Annotated in this window: 13 protein-coding genes; 9 read left to right on the forward strand and 4 right to left on the reverse strand. The window is 54.7% G+C overall.

The features are described 5' to 3' along the window. The first annotated feature begins 60 nt into the window (after window positions 1–60). From SK47_RS06830 to SK47_RS06870, 9 genes are all read left to right on the forward strand, one after another. Window positions 61–3,726, forward strand: coding sequence for a DNA translocase FtsK 4TM domain-containing protein (locus tag SK47_RS06830; protein WP_048243706.1), 3,666 nt, complete (start codon window positions 61–63; stop codon window positions 3,724–3,726). Between the two features lie 127 nt (window positions 3,727–3,853). After that, window positions 3,854–4,468 (forward strand): outer membrane lipoprotein periplasmic chaperone LolA, encoded by a 615-nt coding sequence (gene lolA / locus SK47_RS06835; protein WP_003858270.1) that lies wholly within the window; start codon window positions 3,854–3,856, stop codon window positions 4,466–4,468. 9 nt (window positions 4,469–4,477) lie between these two features. Continuing rightward, window positions 4,478–5,821, forward strand: coding sequence for a replication-associated recombination protein RarA (gene rarA / locus SK47_RS06840; protein ID WP_032608957.1), 1,344 nt, complete (start codon window positions 4,478–4,480; stop codon window positions 5,819–5,821). A 92-nt stretch (window positions 5,822–5,913) separates the two neighbouring features. Beyond that, complete coding sequence (serS, locus tag SK47_RS06845) at window positions 5,914–7,206, forward strand: serine--tRNA ligase (protein ID WP_003858266.1); 1,293 nt, start codon at window positions 5,914–5,916, stop codon at window positions 7,204–7,206. A 211-nt stretch (window positions 7,207–7,417) separates the two neighbouring features. Further along, window positions 7,418–9,862 (forward strand): dimethylsulfoxide reductase subunit A, encoded by a 2,445-nt coding sequence (dmsA, locus tag SK47_RS06850; RefSeq protein WP_048243708.1) that lies wholly within the window; start codon window positions 7,418–7,420, stop codon window positions 9,860–9,862. A 10-nt stretch (window positions 9,863–9,872) separates the two neighbouring features. Next, entirely contained in the window at window positions 9,873–10,490 is a 618-nt protein-coding gene (locus SK47_RS06855) for a DMSO/selenate family reductase complex B subunit (protein ID WP_048243710.1), read from the forward strand. A gap of 1 nt (window position 10,491) precedes the next feature. Further along, a complete protein-coding gene (locus SK47_RS06860) occupies window positions 10,492–11,355 on the forward strand; it encodes a dimethyl sulfoxide reductase anchor subunit family protein (protein ID WP_003858256.1) in 864 nt (287 codons plus the stop codon). Between the two features lie 274 nt (window positions 11,356–11,629). Continuing rightward, window positions 11,630–12,778, forward strand: coding sequence for an MFS transporter (locus SK47_RS06865; RefSeq protein WP_003858254.1), 1,149 nt, complete (start codon window positions 11,630–11,632; stop codon window positions 12,776–12,778). A 123-nt stretch (window positions 12,779–12,901) separates the two neighbouring features. Then, complete coding sequence (locus SK47_RS06870; protein ID WP_022650721.1) at window positions 12,902–13,423, forward strand: anti-virulence regulator CigR family protein; 522 nt, start codon at window positions 12,902–12,904, stop codon at window positions 13,421–13,423. 36 nt (window positions 13,424–13,459) lie between these two features. On the opposite strand, the gene pflA is transcribed toward SK47_RS06870, so the two are convergent. From pflA to ycaO, 4 genes are all read right to left on the reverse strand, one after another. Then, window positions 13,460–14,200, reverse strand: coding sequence for a pyruvate formate lyase 1-activating protein (pflA, locus tag SK47_RS06875; protein WP_003858250.1), 741 nt, complete (start codon window positions 14,198–14,200; stop codon window positions 13,460–13,462). A 203-nt stretch (window positions 14,201–14,403) separates the two neighbouring features. Continuing rightward, complete coding sequence (gene pflB / locus SK47_RS06880; RefSeq protein WP_023315750.1) at window positions 14,404–16,686, reverse strand: formate C-acetyltransferase; 2,283 nt, start codon at window positions 16,684–16,686, stop codon at window positions 14,404–14,406. A gap of 51 nt (window positions 16,687–16,737) precedes the next feature. Further along, window positions 16,738–17,595: a formate transporter FocA gene (focA, locus tag SK47_RS23855; RefSeq protein ID WP_017384832.1), complete on the reverse strand. Its 858-nt coding sequence runs from the start codon at window positions 17,593–17,595 to the stop codon at window positions 16,738–16,740. 405 nt (window positions 17,596–18,000) lie between these two features. Continuing rightward, on the reverse strand, window positions 18,001–19,761 hold the full coding sequence (gene ycaO / locus SK47_RS06890; protein ID WP_032610194.1) for a 30S ribosomal protein S12 methylthiotransferase accessory factor YcaO: 1,761 nt from the start codon (window positions 19,759–19,761) through the stop codon (window positions 18,001–18,003). Between the last annotated feature and the right edge of the window lie 22 nt (window positions 19,762–19,783).

Raw genomic sequence — 19,783 nt, forward strand, 5'->3', positions numbered from 1 at the left:
CGGCGCTGTTGTCCGTTTTAGCACACAGGCAGGACATGCCTGATACCTGGAGAGCCTTTCTTGAGCCAGGAATACACTGAAGACAAAGAAGTCACATTATCTAAGCTAAGCAGCGGACGTCGTCTCCTTGAGGCGTTACTGATTGTTATTGCCCTTTTTGCCGTCTGGCTGATGGCTGCCTTACTCAGTTTCAACCCCTCAGATCCCAGCTGGTCGCAAACCGCATGGCATGAGCCTATCCATAATTTGGGTGGCGTTCCCGGCGCCTGGCTTGCGGACACGCTCTTCTTCATTTTCGGTGTGATGGCCTATACCCTTCCTGTCATCATTATTGGCGGATGCTGGTTTGCCTGGCGTCATCGACAGAACGACGACTACATCGATTATTTTGCCGTTTCGCTGCGCCTGATTGGCGCCCTGGCGCTGATCCTCACCTCCTGCGGACTGGCGGCGATCAATGCCGATGACATCTGGTATTTCGCCTCCGGCGGTGTGATTGGCAGCCTGTTGAGCTCCGCGCTGCAACCGATGCTTCACAGCAGCGGCGGCACGCTGGCGCTGCTCTGCATCTGGGCGGCGGGCCTGACGCTGTTTACCGGCTGGTCCTGGGTGAGCATTGCCGAAAAAATCGGCAGCTTTATTCTGACTCTGCTGACGTTTGCCAGCAATCGTACCCGTCGTGATGATACGTGGGTCGATGAAGACGAATATGAAGATGAATACGAAGAGGAAGACGAGGCACCTGTACAGCGCCGTGAATCCCGCCGTGCCCGTATTCTGCGCGGTGCTCTGGCACGCCGCCAGCGCGTTGCTGAAAAATTCGCTAACCCGTTAGGCCGTAAAACGGATGCCGCGCTTTTCTCCGGCAAACGTATGGATGAAGACGAGCAGATTGAGTATCGCGGTGCGGCCGTCGATCCTGATGATGTGTTGTTCTCTGGTCATCGAGCTACGCCGGGTGAGTATGACGAATACGATCCGCTGTTGCATGGTCATTCCGTGACTGAACCGGTAGCCGCTGCTGCTGCCGCAACGACGGCTGCGCAGGCCCATGTTGCGCCTGTTGAAGCCGTGATGCCGTCCTCGCCTGTTCCGGCACCGGAGTCCGCGATCCAGCAACCGCAGGTGGACTGGCAGACTGCGCCAGGCGTCCATACGGCTGAACCGACCATTGCGCCGGAGCCTGAAAGCTATATTCCTGTGCAGCAGGAACAGTGTCAGCAATCGTATCATCCCTCTGAGCCTGCCAGCGAGCCGCAACAGCCGTATCAGGCTTATACGCCCGAACCCGCTGTGCCTGAACAGCCATATGTTGCGCCGGTGTCTGAACCCGAAGTGGTGGAGGAAGCGAAGCCATCCCGTCCGCCATTGTACTATTTTGAAGAAGTGGAAGAGCGCCGTGCCCGTGAGCGCGAGCAGCTTGCCGCCTGGTATCAGCCCGTGCCTGAGCCGGTGCAGGAGCCTGTTGTAAAAGCGCCTTCTGCGAGCGTTGCACCTGTAGACCCAGCGCCAGCCGTTGCGTCAGGAGCAGAAACCGTGAAGCAGGCAACGGCAGCCGCTGCCGCGTCCGCTCCGCTATTCAGCCCGGCAACCGACGGTGCGCCGCGTCCTCAGGTGAAAGAGGGCATTGGTCCACAATTGCCGCGCCCTAACCGCGTGCGCGTGCCGACTCGCCGGGAGCTGGCCTCTTATGGCATTAAACTGCCTTCCCAGCGTATGGCGGAAGAGAAAGCGCGTGGTTCTGACTACGAAGATGATGCCGACGAACTGCATCAGGACGAGCTGGCGCGTCAGTTTGCCGCCCAGCAGAATCAGCGCTACGGCGACGAGTATCAGCACGACGTGCCTTCACACCAGGAGGATGATGATGCGGCTGAAGCGGAGCTGGCGCGCCAGTTTGCCGCTACGCAGCAGCAGCGTTATTCCGGTGAGCAGCCTTCGGGGGCAAACCCGTTCTCGCTGTCGGATTTCGAATTCTCACCAATGAAAGATCTGGTGGATGATGGCCCAAGCGAACCGCTGTTCACGCCGAGCGTGATGCCAGAAGCGGAACCGGTGCGTCAGTCGCCTCCGCCACAGGTTTACGCGCAGCCGCAACAACCGGCGCCACAGGCGTATGCTCAGCCGCAGACGCCTGCCCAACCGCCGCAGCCGCAGTTCCAGCAGCCAGCACCACAGCCGCAGGAAAGCCTGATTCACCCGCTGCTGATGCGTAACGGAGACAGCCGTCCGCTGCAACGACCAAGTACGCCGCTGCCGTCGCTGGATCTGTTAACGCCGCCGCCAGCGGAAGTCGAGCCGGTGGATACCTTTGCCCTTGAACAGATGGCCCGTCTGGTGGAAGCGCGTCTGGCTGACTTCCGTATTAAAGCGGACGTGGTGAACTACTCACCTGGCCCGGTGATCACCCGTTTCGAACTGAATCTGGCGCCAGGCGTAAAAGCGGCACGTATTTCTAACCTGTCCCGTGACCTGGCGCGTTCTCTGTCGACCGTGGCGGTACGCGTGGTGGAGGTGATCCCAGGTAAGCCTTACGTTGGCCTTGAGCTGCCAAACAAGAAACGCCAGACCGTTTATCTGCGTGAAGTTCTGGATAACACCAAATTCCGCGACAACCCGTCCCCGCTGACCGTGGTGCTGGGTAAAGATATCGCCGGCGATCCGGTGGTTGCCGATCTCGCGAAGATGCCGCATCTGCTGGTTGCGGGTACCACCGGCTCCGGTAAATCAGTCGGGGTGAACGCCATGATCCTCAGTATGCTCTACAAAGCGCAGCCTGAAGATGTGCGTTTCATCATGATCGACCCGAAAATGCTTGAACTGTCCGTCTACGAAGGCATTCCGCACCTGTTAACGGAAGTGGTGACCGACATGAAGGACGCCGCCAACGCATTGCGCTGGAGCGTCAATGAAATGGAGCGTCGCTACAAGCTGATGTCGGCGCTGGGCGTGCGTAACCTGGCCGGTTATAACGAGAAAATCGCCGAGGCGGCGCGTATGGGCCGTCCGATTCCGGACCCATACTGGAAGCCGGGTGACAGCATGGATGCCCAGCATCCGGTGCTGGAAAAACTGCCTTACATCGTGGTGCTGGTGGATGAATTTGCCGACCTGATGATGACCGTTGGTAAGAAAGTGGAAGAGCTGATTGCGCGTCTGGCACAGAAAGCGCGTGCGGCGGGCATCCACCTGGTACTGGCAACGCAGCGTCCGTCCGTAGACGTTATCACCGGTCTTATTAAGGCAAACATCCCGACCCGTATCGCGTTTACCGTGTCGAGTAAAATTGACTCGCGTACTATCCTTGACCAGGGCGGTGCAGAGTCGCTGCTGGGAATGGGTGATATGCTCTATTCCGGCCCGAACTCCACCTCGCCGGTGCGTGTCCACGGTGCGTTTGTTCGCGACCAGGAAGTGCATGCGGTGGTACAGGACTGGAAAGCGCGCGGGCGGCCGCAATACGTTGACGGCATCACCTCCGACAGTGAAAGCGAAGGTGGCGGCGGTGGTTTTGACGGCGGCGAAGAACTGGATCCGTTATTTGACCAGGCGGTTAATTTCGTCACCGAAAAACGTAAGGCGTCTATCTCCGGCGTCCAGCGCCAGTTCCGTATCGGCTACAACCGCGCGGCGCGTATTATCGAGCAGATGGAAGCCCAGGGTATTGTGAGCGAACAGGGGCATAACGGTAACCGAGAGGTGCTGGCACCACCGCCTTTTGATTAACCTTCAGCGATTGCAAAGAAGGGTAAATCAGCAAAAATTAAGCATATTCTTCTGTCGCCTGCCTTCGGGCAGGTCCAGAATAGAAACGGAACCCCCATATCGGGAAGACGTATTTTAAGGAATAACAATGAAAAAAATCGCCATCGCCTGTGCATTACTCTCCAGTTTTGTTGCCAGCAGCGTCTGGGCTGATGCAGCCAGCGACCTTAAAAGCCGACTGGATAAAGTGAGCAGCTTCCACGCCAGCTTCACGCAAAAAGTGACTGACGGCAGCGGCAACGCGGTGCAGGAAGGTCAGGGGGATTTGTGGGTGAAACGCCCGAATCTCTTCAACTGGCACATGACCCAGCCTGATGAAAGCGTGCTGGTGTCCGACGGGAAAACCTTGTGGTTCTACAACCCGTTTGTTGAGCAGGCAACCGCCACCTGGCTGAAAGACGCGACCAGCAATACGCCGTTTATGCTCATTGCCCGTAACCAGTCCAGCGACTGGCAGCAGTACAACATCAAACAAAACGGTGATGAGTTCGTCCTGACGCCAAAAGGCAGCAACGGTAATCTGAAGCAGTTCACGATTAACGTGAGCAGCAACGGTACCATCAATCAGTTCGGCGCGGTTGAGCAGGACGATCAGCGCAGTAGCTATCAGCTTAAGTCTCAGCAAAACGGCGCTGTAGATGCTTCGAAATTCACCTTTACCCCGCCGCAGGGCGTAACGGTGGACGACCAACGTAATAAGTAAGAGGCATGAGTGAGCAACCTGTCGCTCGATTTTTCAGATAATGCGTTTCAACCTCTGGCCGCCCGTATGCGGCCAGAAAATTTAGCGCAGTACATCGGCCAGCAACACCTGCTGGCTGCGGGGAAACCCTTGCCGCGCGCTATTGAGGCGGGGCATCTGCACTCCATGATCCTCTGGGGGCCACCCGGCACCGGCAAAACCACCCTCGCTGAAGTGATCGCCCGCTATGCTAACGCGGACGTTGAGCGCATCTCGGCGGTTACCTCCGGCGTGAAGGAGATCCGCGAGGCGATCGAGCGCGCACGGCAAAACCGTAATGCCGGGCGCCGCACCATTCTGTTTGTTGATGAAGTCCACCGTTTCAACAAGAGCCAGCAGGATGCGTTTCTGCCGCACATTGAAGACGGCACGATTTTCTTCATCGGCGCAACCACGGAAAACCCGTCGTTTGAACTCAACTCCGCGCTGCTTTCCCGCGCCCGCGTTTACCTGCTTAAATCCCTGACCACAGAGGATATCGAAAAGGTTCTGACCCAGGCGATGGAGGACAAAGCGCGGGGTTACGGCGGACAGGATATCGTTCTGCCGGACGAGACGCGTCGTGCGATCGCTGAACTGGTCAACGGCGATGCGCGTCGGGCACTGAATACGCTTGAAATGATGGCCGATATGGCCGAAGTGGATGATGCCGGAAAGCGGGTGCTAAAGCAGGAGCTGCTGACCGAAATAGCCGGCGAGCGCAGCGCACGTTTCGATAATAAAGGCGATCGTTTTTACGACCTGATCTCGGCATTACATAAGTCCGTGCGCGGCAGCGCCCCGGATGCGGCGCTCTACTGGTATGCGCGTATTATCACCGCAGGTGGCGATCCGTTATATGTCGCGCGTCGCTGCCTGGCGATTGCGTCGGAAGACGTCGGCAATGCCGATCCGCGCGCCATGCAGGTCGCGCTTTCCGCCTGGGACTGCTTTACCCGAGTCGGGCCTGCGGAGGGTGAGCGCGCCATTGCTCAGGCTATTGTCTATCTGGCCTGCGCACCGAAAAGCAATGCAGTGTATACCGCCTTCAAAGCGGCGATGTCGGATGCACGTGAACGTCCGGATTACGACGTTCCGGTACACCTTCGCAATGCCCCTACAAAGCTGATGAAAGAGATGGGTTACGGGCAGGAGTATCGCTACGCCCATGATGAACCCAATGCCTACGCCGCCGGGGAGGAGTATTTCCCGCAGGAGATGGCACAAACCCGCTATTATCACCCTACAAACAGAGGTCTTGAGGGTAAGATTGGCGAAAAGCTCGCCTGGCTTGCCGGACAGGATCAAAATAGCCCTATAAAACGCTACCGTTAGTTCAATCGTTGCGGTAATGTTGGCAATATATCTCTGTGGCCGCAGGCTGTGGTCACTTTTTCCTTTTTTAATTCGATAAGCACAGGATAAGCATGCTCGATCCCAATCTGCTGCGTAATGAGCCAGACGCAGTCGCTGAAAAACTGGCACGCCGGGGCTTTAAGCTGGATGTAGATAAGCTGCGCGCTCTTGAAGAGCGTCGTAAAGTTTTGCAGGTACAAACTGAAAATCTGCAAGCAGAGCGTAATTCTCGATCGAAATCCATTGGCCAGGCGAAAGCGCGCGGGGAAGATATTGAGCCATTACGCCTGGAAGTGAACAAACTGGGTGAAGAGCTGGATCAGGCGAAAGCTGAACTGGACGTTCTTCAGGCTGAAATTCGCGATATTGCTCTGGCGATCCCGAACATTCCTGACGACAGCGTGCCTGTCGGCAAAGACGAAAACGACAACGTTGAAGTGAAACGCTGGGGTACGCCTCGCGAGTTTGACTTCGAAGTGCGCGATCACGTGACGCTGGGCGAAATGCACGCGGGCCTGGACTTTGCGGCAGCGGTTAAGCTGACCGGTTCTCGCTTCGTGGTAATGAAAGGGCAAATTGCTCACCTGCACCGCGCGCTGGCGCAGTTCATGCTGGATCTGCACACCGAGCAGCACGGCTACAGCGAAACCTACGTTCCGTATCTGGTTAACCACGATACGCTGTACGGTACAGGCCAGCTGCCGAAATTTGCCGGCGATCTGTTCCATACCCGTCCGCTGGACGAGGAAGCTGACAGCAGCAACTACGCGCTGATCCCAACTGCGGAAGTGCCGCTGACCAACCTTGTGCGTGATGAGATCATCGACGAAGACGATCTGCCAATCAAACTGACTGCGCACTCTCCATGTTTCCGTTCTGAAGCCGGTTCTTACGGTCGCGATACGCGCGGTCTGATCCGTATGCACCAGTTCGATAAAGTTGAGATGGTGCAGATCGTTCGTCCGGAAGAGTCTATGGACGCGCTGGAAGAGATGACCGGCCACGCGGAAAAAGTGCTGGAGCTGCTGGGTCTACCATACCGTCGTATGGCGCTGTGCACCGGCGACATGGGCTTCGGTGCCTGCAAAACCTTCGACCTTGAAGTCTGGGTGCCTGCGCAGAACACCTACCGCGAAATCTCCTCCTGCTCCAACGTCTGGGATTTCCAGGCGCGTCGTATGCAGGCGCGTTGCCGCAGCAAATCTGACAAGAAAACCCGTCTGGTTCATACCCTGAACGGTTCTGGTCTGGCAGTAGGCCGTACGCTGGTTGCTGTGCTGGAAAACTACCAGCAGGCTGACGGGCGCATTGAGATCCCTGAAGTGCTGCGCCCTTACATGAAAGGCCAGCAGTTCATCGGATAATTATTTGCTCTAAGACAAAAAAGCGCCTCAGGGCGCTTTTTTTATGCCTCTGATTTGATACGAAGCAATAACCCATCCCTCTAAAGTAGTAATACTCCTCCGAACGAAAGTCAGCATAAAACACCAATAACGTTGTAATTCGTTATAAATAAAACTACATAGCGGTTTGCGCCGCCTCTCTTTTCTTTGTGAGCAACCAAAGTGAGTCTTTATGAAAATCAAAGCGCCTGAAGCGTTAATGGCTGCCGAGGTCACTCGCCGTGGGTTGATGAAAACCACGGCAATAGGTGGTCTGGCGGTTGCCAGCAGCGCCTTTACGCTCCCCTTTACCCGACTGGCGTCGGCGGCGGAGGCTCTGTCTCCCGCTTCAGCCCCGGAAAAAGTGGTGTGGAGTGCCTGTACCGTTAACTGCGGTAGCCGCTGCCCACTGCGTATGCACGTGGTGGACGGTGAAATCAAATATGTCGAAACCGACAATACCGGCGATGATAACTACGAAGGGTTACATCAGGTTCGTGCCTGTCTGCGTGGTCGCTCAATGCGCCGTCGCGTATATAACCCGGATCGTCTGAAATACCCAATGAAGCGCGTCGGTAAGCGTGGGGAAGGGAAGTTCGAGCGCATTAGCTGGGACGAAGCCTACGATATTATCGCGACCAACATGCAGCGCCTGATCAAAGAGTACGGCAACGAATCTATCTACCTCAACTACGGCACCGGGACGCTTGGCGGCACCATGACCCGTTCCTGGCCGCCGGGTAAAACGCTGGTGGCGCGCCTGATGAACTGCTGCGGCGGCTATCTCAATCATTACGGCGACTACTCTTCCGCACAGATTGCCGCGGGCCTGAACTATACCTACGGCGGCTGGGCAGACGGCAACAGCCCGTCGGATATCGAGAACAGTAAACTGGTGGTGTTGTTCGGCAACAACCCAGGCGAAACGCGCATGAGCGGCGGCGGGGTAACCTATTACCTTGAGCAGGCGCGCGCCAAATCCAACGCACGAATGATCATCGTCGATCCGCGCTACACCGATACCGGCGCAGGGCGTGAAGACGAGTGGATCCCTATTCGCCCTGGTACCGACGCGGCGCTGGTCAATGCGCTGGCGTATGTGATGATTACTGAAAACCTCGTCGACCAGCCGTTCCTGGATAAATACTGCGTCGGTTACGACGAGAAGACGCTGCCAGCCAGCGCACCGGCTAACGGGCACTATAAAGCCTATATTCTTGGCCAGGGCAGCGACGGCGTGGCGAAAACCCCGGAGTGGGCATCCACTATCACCGGCATTCCTGTCGAACGTATTGTTCAGCTGGCACGTGAAATTGGTTCAACCAAACCGGCTTATATCTGCCAGGGCTGGGGACCTCAGCGCCACGCGAATGGCGAAATTGCCACCCGCGCTATTTCTATGCTCTCGATACTGACTGGCAACGTCGGTATTCACGGCGGTAATAGCGGGGCGCGTGAAGGCTCGTATGAAGTACCGTTTGAACGTATGCCAACGCTGGATAACCCGGTTCAGACCAGCATCTCCATGTTTATGTGGACAGACGCGATCGAGCGCGGCCCGGAAATGACCGCGCTGCGCGACGGTGTTCGGGGCAAAGATAAGCTGGACGTGCCGATCAAAATGATCTGGAACTATGCCGGTAACTGCCTGATCAACCAGCACTCAGAGATCAACCGCACCCATGAAATTTTGCAGGACGATAAGAAGTGCGAAATGATTGTGGTGATCGACTGCCACATGACCTCATCGGCAAAGTATGCCGATATTCTGCTCCCAGACTGCACCGCGTCTGAGCAGATGGATTTCGCGCTGGATGCCTCCTGCGGCAACATGTCCTATGTGATCTTCACTGACCAGGCCATCAAACCGCGCTTCGAGTGCAAAACCATCTATGAGATGACTTCCGAGCTGGCGAAACGTCTTGGCGTTGAGCAGCAGTTCACTGAAGGACGTACTCAGGAAGGGTGGATGCGCCATCTGCACGAGCTCTCACGCAAAGCCATTCCTGACCTGCCGGACTTCGATACCTTCCGCAAGCAGGGCATGTACAAGCAGCGCGATCCGGAAGGGCATCACGTGGCGTATAAAGCCTTCCGCGACGATCCGCAGGCCAATCCGCTGACCACGCCGTCGGGCAAAATCGAGATCTACTCCGAAGAGCTGGCAAAAATTGCCGCAACGTGGGAATTGCCGGAAGGGGACGTTATCGATCCGCTGCCGATTTATACGCCAGGCTTCGAAAACTACAACGATCCGCTGACGGAGAAATTCCCGCTTCAGTTGACCGGTTTCCACTACAAAGCGCGTGTTCACTCCACCTACGGCAACGTTGACGTACTGAAAGCGGCCTGCCGACAGGAGATGTGGATCAACCCGATGGATGCGAAAGCGCGCGGCATTAGTAATGGCGATCGCGTACGTATCTTCAACGAACGTGGTGAAGTGCATATCGAAGCTAAAGTGACTCCGCGTATGATGCCTGGCGTTGTCGCGCTGGGGGAAGGGGCCTGGTATAACCCGGATGCGAACCGTATCGATCAGGCGGGCTGCATCAACGTTCTCACTACGCAGCGTCCATCGCCGCTGGCGAAGGGCAACCCATCCCACACAAACCTCGTTCAGGTTGAAAAGGCGTAAGGAGTAACCGATGACAACCCAGTATGGATTTTTTATTGATTCCAGCCGCTGCACCGGGTGCAAAACCTGCGAGCTGGCCTGCAAGGATTACAAAGATCTGACCCCGGAGGTTAGCTTCCGTCGTATTTATGAATACGCGGGCGGCGACTGGCAGGAGGATAACGGCGTCTGGCATCAGAATGTTTTCGCCTATTACCTGTCGATTGCCTGCAACCACTGCGAAGATCCGGCCTGCACCAAGGTCTGCCCGAGCGGGGCAATGCACAAGCGCGACGACGGTTTTGTGGTGGTGGACGAGGATGTCTGCATCGGCTGTCGCTACTGCCACATGGCCTGCCCGTACGGCGCGCCGCAGTACAATGCCGCCCAAGGCCACATGACCAAGTGCGACGGCTGCCACAGCCGGGTGGCGGACGGCAAAAAGCCTATCTGCGTTGAATCCTGCCCGCTGCGCGCGCTGGACTTTGGCCCGATTGAGGAGCTGCGCAAAAAACACGGCCAGCTTGCTGCCGTCGCGCCGCTGCCGTCTGCGCACTTCACAAAGCCGAGTATTGTGATTAAACCTAACGCCAACAGCCGTCCGACGGGGGACACCACCGGCTACCTGGCAAACCCGAAGGAGGTGTGAGATGGGAAGTGGATGGCATGAATGGCCGCTGATGATCTTCACGGTCTTTGGGCAGTGCGTGGCGGGCGGGTTTATCGTTCTTGCGCTGGCGCTGTTAAAAGGGAACCTCAATACTGAACAGCAGCAGCGTTTAGTGTTAAGCATGTTTGGCCTGTGGGTGTTGATGGGCATTGGGTTTATCGCCTCTACGCTGCACCTGGGCTCACCGATGCGCGCGTTTAACTCCCTGAACCGCGTAGGTGCCTCTTCGCTGAGTAACGAGATTGCCAGCGGCGCAATCTTCTTTGCCGTTGGCGGGCTGGGGTGGTTACTGGCAGCGGTGAAAAAGCTGCCGTCAGGGTTACGCGCGTTGTGGCTCATCGTCACCATGGTACTGGGCGTTGTCTTCGTCTGGATGATGGTCAGGGTGTACAACACCATTGATACGGTTCCAACCTGGTACAGCGTCTGGACGCCGATGAGCTTCTTCCTGACCATGTTTATTGGCGGGCCCCTGCTGGGTTATCTGCTGCTGCGCGTGGCTGGCATTAATGGTTGGGCGATGCGCCTGCTGCCCGCGGTCTCGCTGCTGGCGCTGGTAATCAGTACCGTTGTCGCGCTCATGCAGGGAGCGGAGCTGGCGACCATTCACAGCTCTATCCAGCAGGCTTCGGCGCTGGTGCCGGATTACGGTTCGCTGATGGCCTGGCGTGTGGTGCTGCTGACGGCTGCGCTGGTGTGCTGGATTGCCCCTCAGCTTAAAGGTTACTCGCCTGCGCTGCCGTTACTGTCCCTGGCCTTTGTACTGGTGCTGGCAGGGGAGTTAATTGGTCGCGGCGTATTTTATGGTCTGCATATGACGGTCGGTCTGGCTATCGCCAGCTAATTTTAGATTTTGTTATAAAAAGCCGGGACATAGCGCCCGGCTTTTCTTTTTTCATTCATGAAATTTTTCGACTGATGTTTCGTTGTAAAAATTCCCGGAAATAAATAAAAACAAATAGATAATTAATATCAGTAGCAGGCTTTGCATTAGCAGGATGAGTTTTTTAAATCGACAAGGCGCATAACGTGCGTGACGCCTGAATCGGTGGATTGACTTTGTTTTTGCCAGTGGCATGATGCGCACGAAATCTGAACTTCCTCACGGTTTTTAATCCATGACCACCTATACCCGCCCGGTGCTTTTGTTGCTCTGTGGCCTGCTTTTGCTGACCCTGGCGATCGCGGTGTTAAACACACTCGTCCCGCTATGGCTCGCCCATGAAAACTTACCGACCTGGCAGGTGGGTATGGTTAGCTCGTCCTTTTTTACGGGCAATCTGCTGGGCACCTTATTAACGGGCAGCCTTATTAAGCGCTTTGGTTTTAACCGCAGTTATTATCTGGCGTCGCTGATCTTTGCCGTCGGCTGCGCCGGTTTAGGCCTTATGGTCGGCTTCTGGAGCTGGATGGTCTGGCGCTTTATTGCGGGCGTCGGCTGCGCCATGATCTGGGTGGTGGTTGAAAGTGCGCTGATGTGCAGCGGCACGTCCCGTAATCGCGGGCGTCTGCTGGCGGCCTATATGATGGTTTACTACGTCGGTACCGTTCTGGGACAGCTGATGGTCAGCAAACTGCCAACCGACCTGATGAGCGTGCTGCCGTGGGTGACGGGCATGGTGCTGGCGGCGATCCTGCCGCTGCTCTTTACCCGTATTGTGAATCAAAACAGCGAACATCAGGAAGCCACCCACGTCTGGCCGATGCTGAGACTGCGCCAGGCGCGTCTGGGGGTTAACGGCTGCATTATTTCCGGGATTGTGCTGGGCTCGCTCTATGGCCTGATGCCGCTCTATCTTAACCATCAGGGCGTCAGTGATTCCGGGATCGGTTTCTGGATGGCGGTGATGGTCAGCGCGGGGATTGTCGGCCAGTGGCCGATTGGCCGCCTGGCGGACCGCTTTGGTCGTCTGCTGGTGCTGCGCGTTCAGGTCTTCGTGGTCATCATGGGCTGTCTCGCCATGCTCAGCAACGCCGCGATGGCGCCCGCGCTGTTCATTCTGGGGGCTGCGGGCTTTACGCTCTATCCGGTCGCGATGGCGTGGGCCTGTGAGAAAGTTGAGCATCACCAGCTGGTGGCGATGAACCAGGCTTTATTGCTGAGTTACACTATCGGCAGTTTACTGGGGCCGACTTTTACCGCTATGCTCATGCAAAATTATTCTGATAATCTGCTGTTTATTATGATCGCCAGCGTGTCGTTTATTTATCTGCTAATGCTGCTGCGCAAAGTGGGCGAACATCCAACGCCAGTGGCCCATGCCTGATTTATTAAAAGCCTGTCGATGACAGGCTTTTTTGTCCCTGTCACATATAAGACTTTTACTGATTGTGAGTTTTTACTGCCTGGCGATAATTCCAATGAGTTCTCCCACTAAAAGGCAGCCATCATGTCTACTCGTCGTTTTTCCACTACCGCACTTGCCGTAGTGTTGGCTTTAACGTTTGCAACGGCTCCGGCCATGGCTAATCCTGGTAACGGGAATGGCGGTGGTCACGGAAACGGTGGCGGACAAGGTAATAGCGGCAATCATGGTAACGGGAACTCTGGTAACCATGGTAATAAGCACAATAACGGTCAGGATAACCCTGGGAAATCGGATAAGAGCTTTAAAAACAGCAAAGATGTCGGTAATGATGTGGATGCTCGCGTAAGCTTCGATCATGCCCGCCATCTGGCCCTGAATTACGGCTTAACGGGCTACGACTCTCTGCCTCCGGGTATTGCGAAAAACCTGGCGCGCGGTAAGCCACTGCCTCCGGGCATTGCGAAGAAAACCGTGCCAGCCGATATGCTGGGTCAGCTTCCTTCCTATCCGGGCTATGAATGGCGCGTGGTAGGTGACGACCTGGTCTTAATTGCGCTGAGTACAGCGATTGTGACTTCCGTTATTAACGGCGTCTTTAAATAGAATATAAAAAGGCCCGGTTTTCACCGGGCCTTTTCGTTAATACATGACCTTGTGGCCATACTGCTCAAGAATACCTTTGACGCGCTCCATCGTCTCTTTTTTCGGCGGCTTCACGCCATCGAGCTTGTACTCTTCACCCATCGCCACCCATTTATGTTTACCCAGCTCGTGATAGGGCAGGAGTTCGATTTTCTCCACGTTACCCATATCCCGGGTAAATTCACCCAGACGATGTGCAGAGTCATCATCATCTGACCAGCCCGGCACCACCACGTAGCGGATCCAGGTCTTGACGCCTTTGTTGGCAATGTATTTGGCAAATTCCAGGGTACGGTGGTTCGAGACGCCAACCAGATTCTGGTGGATCTCATCGTTCATCTGCTTGAGATCGAGCATGACCAGATCGGTCACTTCAAGCAGTTCATCAATAACTGGATCGTAACGGCGCACAAAGCCGTTGGTGTCGAGGCAGGTATGAATGCCTTCTTTGTGGCAGGCGCGGAACCAGTCGCGCACAAATTCAGCCTGAAGAATGGCTTCACCGCCGGATGCCGTCACGCCACCGCCGGACGCGTTCATAAAGTGGCGATAGGTCACCACCTCTTTCATCAGATCTTCTACGGTGACTTCTTTACCGCCATGGGTGTCCCAGGTGTCACGGTTATGGCAGTACAGGCAGCGCATCAGGCAGCCCTGGAAGAAAGTGATAAAGCGGATCCCCGGGCCATCGACGGTGCCACAGGATTCAAAGGAGTGAATGCGACCAATAATTGACATTGCGGTGATATCTCCGAATTTGGCCCATCCGGGGGCCTATGTAGATGCACAGCTCAAAGGCTATGTCGAGTCTGTTTTGGCTGTTATCCATTAAGTATAGATAGCGGACAAAAGAGACTGATGAAGCGAGGGTGTTAAAAAGGCCCCACTTGCGTGGAGCCTTTATTGTACGCTTTTTAACGCGTGATTTCAGTCAATTCCACTTACATGGACTGAGTGAAAGTACGGGTAATAACGTCCTGCTGCTGTTCTTTCGTCAGGGAGTTAAAACGTACTGCGTAGCCAGATACGCGGATGGTCAGCTGAGGATATTTCTCAGGGTGTTCCATCGCATCGAGCAGCATTTCACGGTTCATCACGTTCACGTTCAGGTGCTGACCACCTTCGATGGACGCTTCGTGGTGGAAGTAACCATCCATCAGACCCGCGAGGTTAGTTTTACGCACTTCGTCGTCTTTACCCAGCGCGTTTGGCACGATAGAGAAGGTGTAAGAGATACCATCTTTCGCGTAAGCAAACGGCAGTTTAGCAACGGAGGTCAGAGAGGCAACCGCACCTTTCTGGTCACGACCGTGCATTGGGTTAGCACCTGGGCCGAATGGCGCGCCAGCACGACGACCGTCTGGGGTGTTACCGGTTTTCTTACCATACACAACGTTAGAGGTGATGGTCAGAACAGACTGAGTCGGGATAGCGTTACGATAGGTAGTGAGTTTCTGAATTTTCTTCATGAAACGTTCTACCAGGTCAACCGCCATGTCATCAACGCGAGCGTCGTTGTTACCAAACTGCGGATATTCGCCTTCGATTTCGAAGTCGATAGCCAGACCATCTTCGTCACGAATTGGTTTAACTTTCGCATATTTGATTGCAGACAGGGAGTCAGCCGCAACGGACAGACCTGCGATACCACATGCCATGGTGCGAATGACGTCACGGTCATGCAGCGCCATCAGAGAGGCTTCGTAGCTGTACTTGTCGTGCATGTAGTGGATAACATTCAGCGCGGTCACGTACTGTTTAGCCAGCCAGTCCATGAAGTGATCCATGCGATCCATGACTTCGTCATAGTTCAGCACGTCGCCTTTGATCGGTTCAGACTTAGGACCAACCTGCATTTTCAGTTTTTCATCAACGCCGCCGTTGATTGCGTACAGCATGGTTTTCGCCAGGTTTGCACGCGCACCGAAGAACTGCATTTGCTTACCAACAACCATTGGACTTACGCAGCAAGCGATAGCGTAGTCATCGTTGTTGAAGTCAGGACGCATCAGGTCATCGTTCTCATATTGCAGAGAGGAGGTGTCGATGGACACTTTAGCGGCGAATTTCTTGAAGTTCAGAGGCAGTTTTTCAGACCACAGAACGGTGATGTTCGGCTCCGGAGAAGGACCCATGGTGTACAGGGTGTTCAGGAAGCGGAAGCTGTTTTTGGTTACCAGAGTACGGCCATCTACGCCCATACCGCCGATAGATTCGGTTGCCCAGATTGGGTCACCAGAGAACAGCTCATCATATTCTGGGGTACGCAGGAAGCGAACCATACGCAGTTTCATGACCAGGTGGTCAATCATTTCCTGAGCGTCTTGTTCGGTGATTTTGCCTGCTTTCAGGTCACGTTCGATGTACGCATCCAGGAAGGTAGATACGCGGCCGAAGGACATTGCTGCACCGTTCTGAGACTTAACTGCGGCCAGGTAGCCGAAGTAGGTCCACTGGATAGCTTCCTGAGCGTTGGTAGCAGGACCAGAGATATCGCAGCCGTATTTAGCCGCCATCTCTTTGATCTGACCCAGCGCACGGTGCTGTTCAGCGATCTCTTCACGCAGACGGATAGTCGCTTCCAGGTTTACGCCGTTTTCCAGGTCAGACTGGAGAGAGACGAACTGCGCGTATTTGTCTTTCATCAGGAAGTCGATACCGTACAGCGCAACGCGACGGTAGTCACCGATGATACGGCCACGGCCATAGGCATCTGGCAGACCGGTCAGAACGCCAGATTTACGGCAGTTCAGAATGTCTTTGGTGTAAACATCGAATACGCCCTGGTTATGGGTTTTGCGGTATTCGGTGAAGATTTTTTTCAGCATTGGGTCCAGCTCGCGATTATACGCTTTGCAGGAACCTTCAACCATTTTGATACCACCGAACGGGATGATTGCGCGTTTCAGTGGTGCTTCAGTTTGCAGACCAACAATTTTCTCAAGGGCTTTATTGATGTAGCCAGCATCGTGAGAAGTGATGGTAGAAGCAACGGAGGTGTCAAAATCAACTGGCGCGTGAGTGCGGTTTTCCAGTTTAACGCCTTCCATTACGCTGTCCCACAGCTTGGTGGTTGCGTCAGTCGCACCAGCCAGGAAGGATTCGTCACCTTCATACGGGGTATAGTTTTTCTGAATAAAGTCACGGACGTTGACTTCATTCTGCCAGTCACCTTTCGTAAAACCTTCCCAGGCTGTGGCTAACTTTTCATTAAGCTCGGACATGTAACACCTACCTTCTTAAGTGGATTTTTTATTTACTGCCTGAGACAACCATTAATGATGATCGCCGCCACGCAGGTAAATGACCCAGTATGTCAACCCAACTAACAGACCCCCACCGATAATGTTCCCGATAGTGACGGGGATCAGGTTATCAGTAATGAAGTTCATAATCGTCAGGTGTGAAAAACTTTCCGGGGTTGAACCTACAGCAGTCCAGAACTCCGGGCTTGCAAAGTTGCGGATAACAATCCCCATCGGGATCATGAACATATTCGCAATACTGTGCTCAAAGCCGCTGGCAACAAACATCGCAACCGGCAGAACCATAATCATGGCTTTATCCATCAGGCTACGACCAGAGTAGCTCATCCAGACCGCCAGGCAGACCATCAGGTTTGCGAGGATGCCGAGAGCAACGGCTTCGATAAATGTATGGTGCATTTTGTGGTCGGCGGTTTGCAGGACGTTAAGCCCCCAGCCGCCGTTGGCGGTCATATACTCGCCAGAGAGCCACATCAACAGAACAAAGAGCAGACAGCCAATCAGGTTGCCAACGTAAACGTTGAGCCAGTTGCGACCCAGTTGACCCCAGGTAATTCTTCCGCTGGCTTTTGCCACAACAATCAGCACCGTTGAGGTGAAGAGGTCGGCGCCGCAGATGACGCAGAGAATCAGGCCCAGTGAGAAGCAAATACCACCAATCAGTTTCGCTATGCCGAAAGGCATCCCGGCCGTGCCGGTGGTGGCTGTGATATAGAAGACGAAAGCGATGGAGATGAACACCCCAGCCGTAATGGCCAGAAAGAACGTCGTCATCGGATGTTTCGTGGCTTTGTAGACACCCGCTTCTTCGGCAACTTTCGCCATCGCAGCGGGGAGTAATAGATCAAAAGGGTTGTCAGCTTTCACACTAACTCTCTCTTTATTAAGTCGGCGACGAGATACTAACAAAGCATTATAGAAGAGAAATTGATATAGATCATATCTCGCCTGGCTTATAGGCCCGCAGTGTGTATGGTTTTACAGCAAAAGCGGAGTAAGTATTTGATTATCCGTATAAAAATAAATTTTAAAAGTTATGAAAAGAGTTGAATTTTTTCCTTCAGCCTCCCATGGAACAGTTAATTAAAATGGAGTATTTATTATAATTAGTAACAGTAAAGCTCAGGTAAGCGTTTTTATATTTACCCGTGGTTAACTTAATTATTACAATTAAAAGTCATTGCGGAAAAATAAAAAAAAGGGGCAATGAAATTGCCCCGTAATATAGCTCAGGCGATTGAATACGCCTACAGCCATTAATGTTATATGCGCTTATTTTGACCAGTAAGCGGCTTTTGCCTTCTGCAATTTTTCATACGCATTCAGCAGTGACTGATGCGCCGGGAAGGCTTGCAGATCGCTGTCAACCGCTTGCAGGCCGTAGAATGGTTCTTCACCGCTCAGCGCCGCGCTGGCAGCTTCAACGGCATCCGCACCGTACATACGCACAAAGGCGTTCAGATACTGCAATGGCTGGCGGTCGTCTTCCTGAGAAAGCAGGAGCAGCGTTTGCAGGCAACGGTAATAATTAGTGCGCTCGGCGGAGAAGACGGACTGGTTAAACTCCATCGTCCACTCGGTCCAGGCCAAAGCCTGATCCAGATCGCCGCCCGCCAGCGCCAGCATCGCTTTCAGCTCGCCGATGCGCAGGGTGTACCAGCCGTTATCTTTTCCGGTCGCCAGACCCAGCAGTTCGCGTACGCGGGTGAAATCATCGTGTCCTTCTTCGTCCAGCTGGGCGATCAGGTTCAGATAATCTTCTTTATCCCACTCGCTGCCTGGCAGGGCCAGCAGGGTTTCACGCAGATGCGCGCCCATGCTGTTGTTTGCCAGCCACAGATCTTCTGCCGGATAAATGTCCGACATACCTGGCACAATAATACGGCACGCGTAAACGCCGAGATGTTCATAGTCGGCAATGTAGACTTCCTGATCTTCCGCGTGGAAGATCGCCATCAGGGTGGCGAACTCTTCTTCCGTCGTACCGGCAAAGCTCCAGTCCACGAACGGATAGTCCGCGTCCTGTTTGAACATATCCCAGGAGATCAAACCGCTGGAGTCGATGAAGTGCGTTTCGAGGTTGGTGTGCTCGGCGACCTCTTCGTCATCAAAGGTCGGCGGCGTAAACACGTCGAGATCTTTCAGGCTACGACCTTGCAGCAGTTCGGTCACGGTACGCTCCAGCGCCACGCCGAAGTCAGGGTGCGCGCCGAAGGAGGCGAAGCAGGTGCCGTTGGCCGGGTTGAACAGCACTACGCAGATAACCGGATATTTGCCGCCCAGAGAGCCGTCATAAGCAAAGATTGGGAAACCTTCTGCTTCCAGTTTGGCGATGGATTCCACCACGCCCGGGTAGCGCGCCAGCACGTCAGCCGGGATCTCCGGCAGGCTGATGGATTCAGCAATAATGCGGTTTTTGATGTGACGCTCGAAAACTTCAGACAACCCCTGCACGCGCGCTTCGTTGCGGGTATTACCGGCAGACATGCCGTTGGACACATACAGGTTGCCGACGATGTTCATCGGGATATAAACGGTCTGCTCGTCAGACTGACGGGTGAACGGCAGGGTGCAGATCCCACGATCCTCATTGCCGGATTGCAGGTCGATCAGCATGCTGCCGGTCAGCTCGTTTTCCGGATCGTAGAACGCGCGCAGGCGGGCATCGAGAATGCCTTCCGGCAGTTCATCGTTTTCGGTCAGCGGGAACCATTTTTCGTTCGGGTAGTGAACGAACGGACCGTTGGCGATAGTTTCGCCCAGCCAGAAGTCGGCGAAGAAGTAGTTGGTGGACAGACGCTCAAAATACTCACCCAGCGCAGAGGCCAGCGCCGCTTTTTTGGTCGCGCCTTTACCGTTGGTAAAGCACAGCGCACAGTCTTTGTCGCGAATATGCACGGACCAGACGTGAGGCACCGGATTCAGCCAGGAGGCTTCTTCGATATTAAAGCCCAGGTCGGTCAGTTTCTGCTGGAAGCGAGCGATGGAATCTTCCAGAGCGGCGTCTTTGCCGGGGATAAACGTTTGAGTCATGGCGTTCACTTTTATCGTACGT

Origin of the sequence: Enterobacter sp. BWH52, from assembly GCF_001037565.1 — a bacterium.
Lineage (GTDB): Bacteria > Pseudomonadota > Gammaproteobacteria > Enterobacterales > Enterobacteriaceae > Enterobacter > Enterobacter hormaechei_C.

Excerpts from the sequence above, each read along its gene's own strand:
- lolA (WP_003858270.1), top strand. The coding sequence starts at position 3,854 with ATGAAAAAAATCGCCATCGCCTGTGCATTACTCTCCAGTTTTGTTGCC.
- serS (WP_003858266.1), top strand. The coding sequence starts at position 5,914 with ATGCTCGATCCCAATCTGCTGCGTAATGAGCCAGACGCAGTCGCTGAA.
- dmsA (WP_048243708.1), top strand. The coding sequence starts at position 7,418 with ATGAAAATCAAAGCGCCTGAAGCGTTAATGGCTGCCGAGGTCACTCGC.
- SK47_RS06855 (WP_048243710.1), top strand. The coding sequence starts at position 9,873 with ATGACAACCCAGTATGGATTTTTTATTGATTCCAGCCGCTGCACCGGG.
- SK47_RS06860 (WP_003858256.1), top strand. The coding sequence starts at position 10,492 with ATGGGAAGTGGATGGCATGAATGGCCGCTGATGATCTTCACGGTCTTT.
- SK47_RS06865 (WP_003858254.1), top strand. The coding sequence starts at position 11,630 with ATGACCACCTATACCCGCCCGGTGCTTTTGTTGCTCTGTGGCCTGCTT.
- SK47_RS06870 (WP_022650721.1), top strand. The coding sequence starts at position 12,902 with ATGTCTACTCGTCGTTTTTCCACTACCGCACTTGCCGTAGTGTTGGCT.
- pflA (WP_003858250.1), bottom strand. The coding sequence starts at position 14,200 with ATGTCAATTATTGGTCGCATTCACTCCTTTGAATCCTGTGGCACCGTC.
- pflB (WP_023315750.1), bottom strand. The coding sequence starts at position 16,686 with ATGTCCGAGCTTAATGAAAAGTTAGCCACAGCCTGGGAAGGTTTTACG.
- ycaO (WP_032610194.1), bottom strand. The coding sequence starts at position 19,761 with ATGACTCAAACGTTTATCCCCGGCAAAGACGCCGCTCTGGAAGATTCC.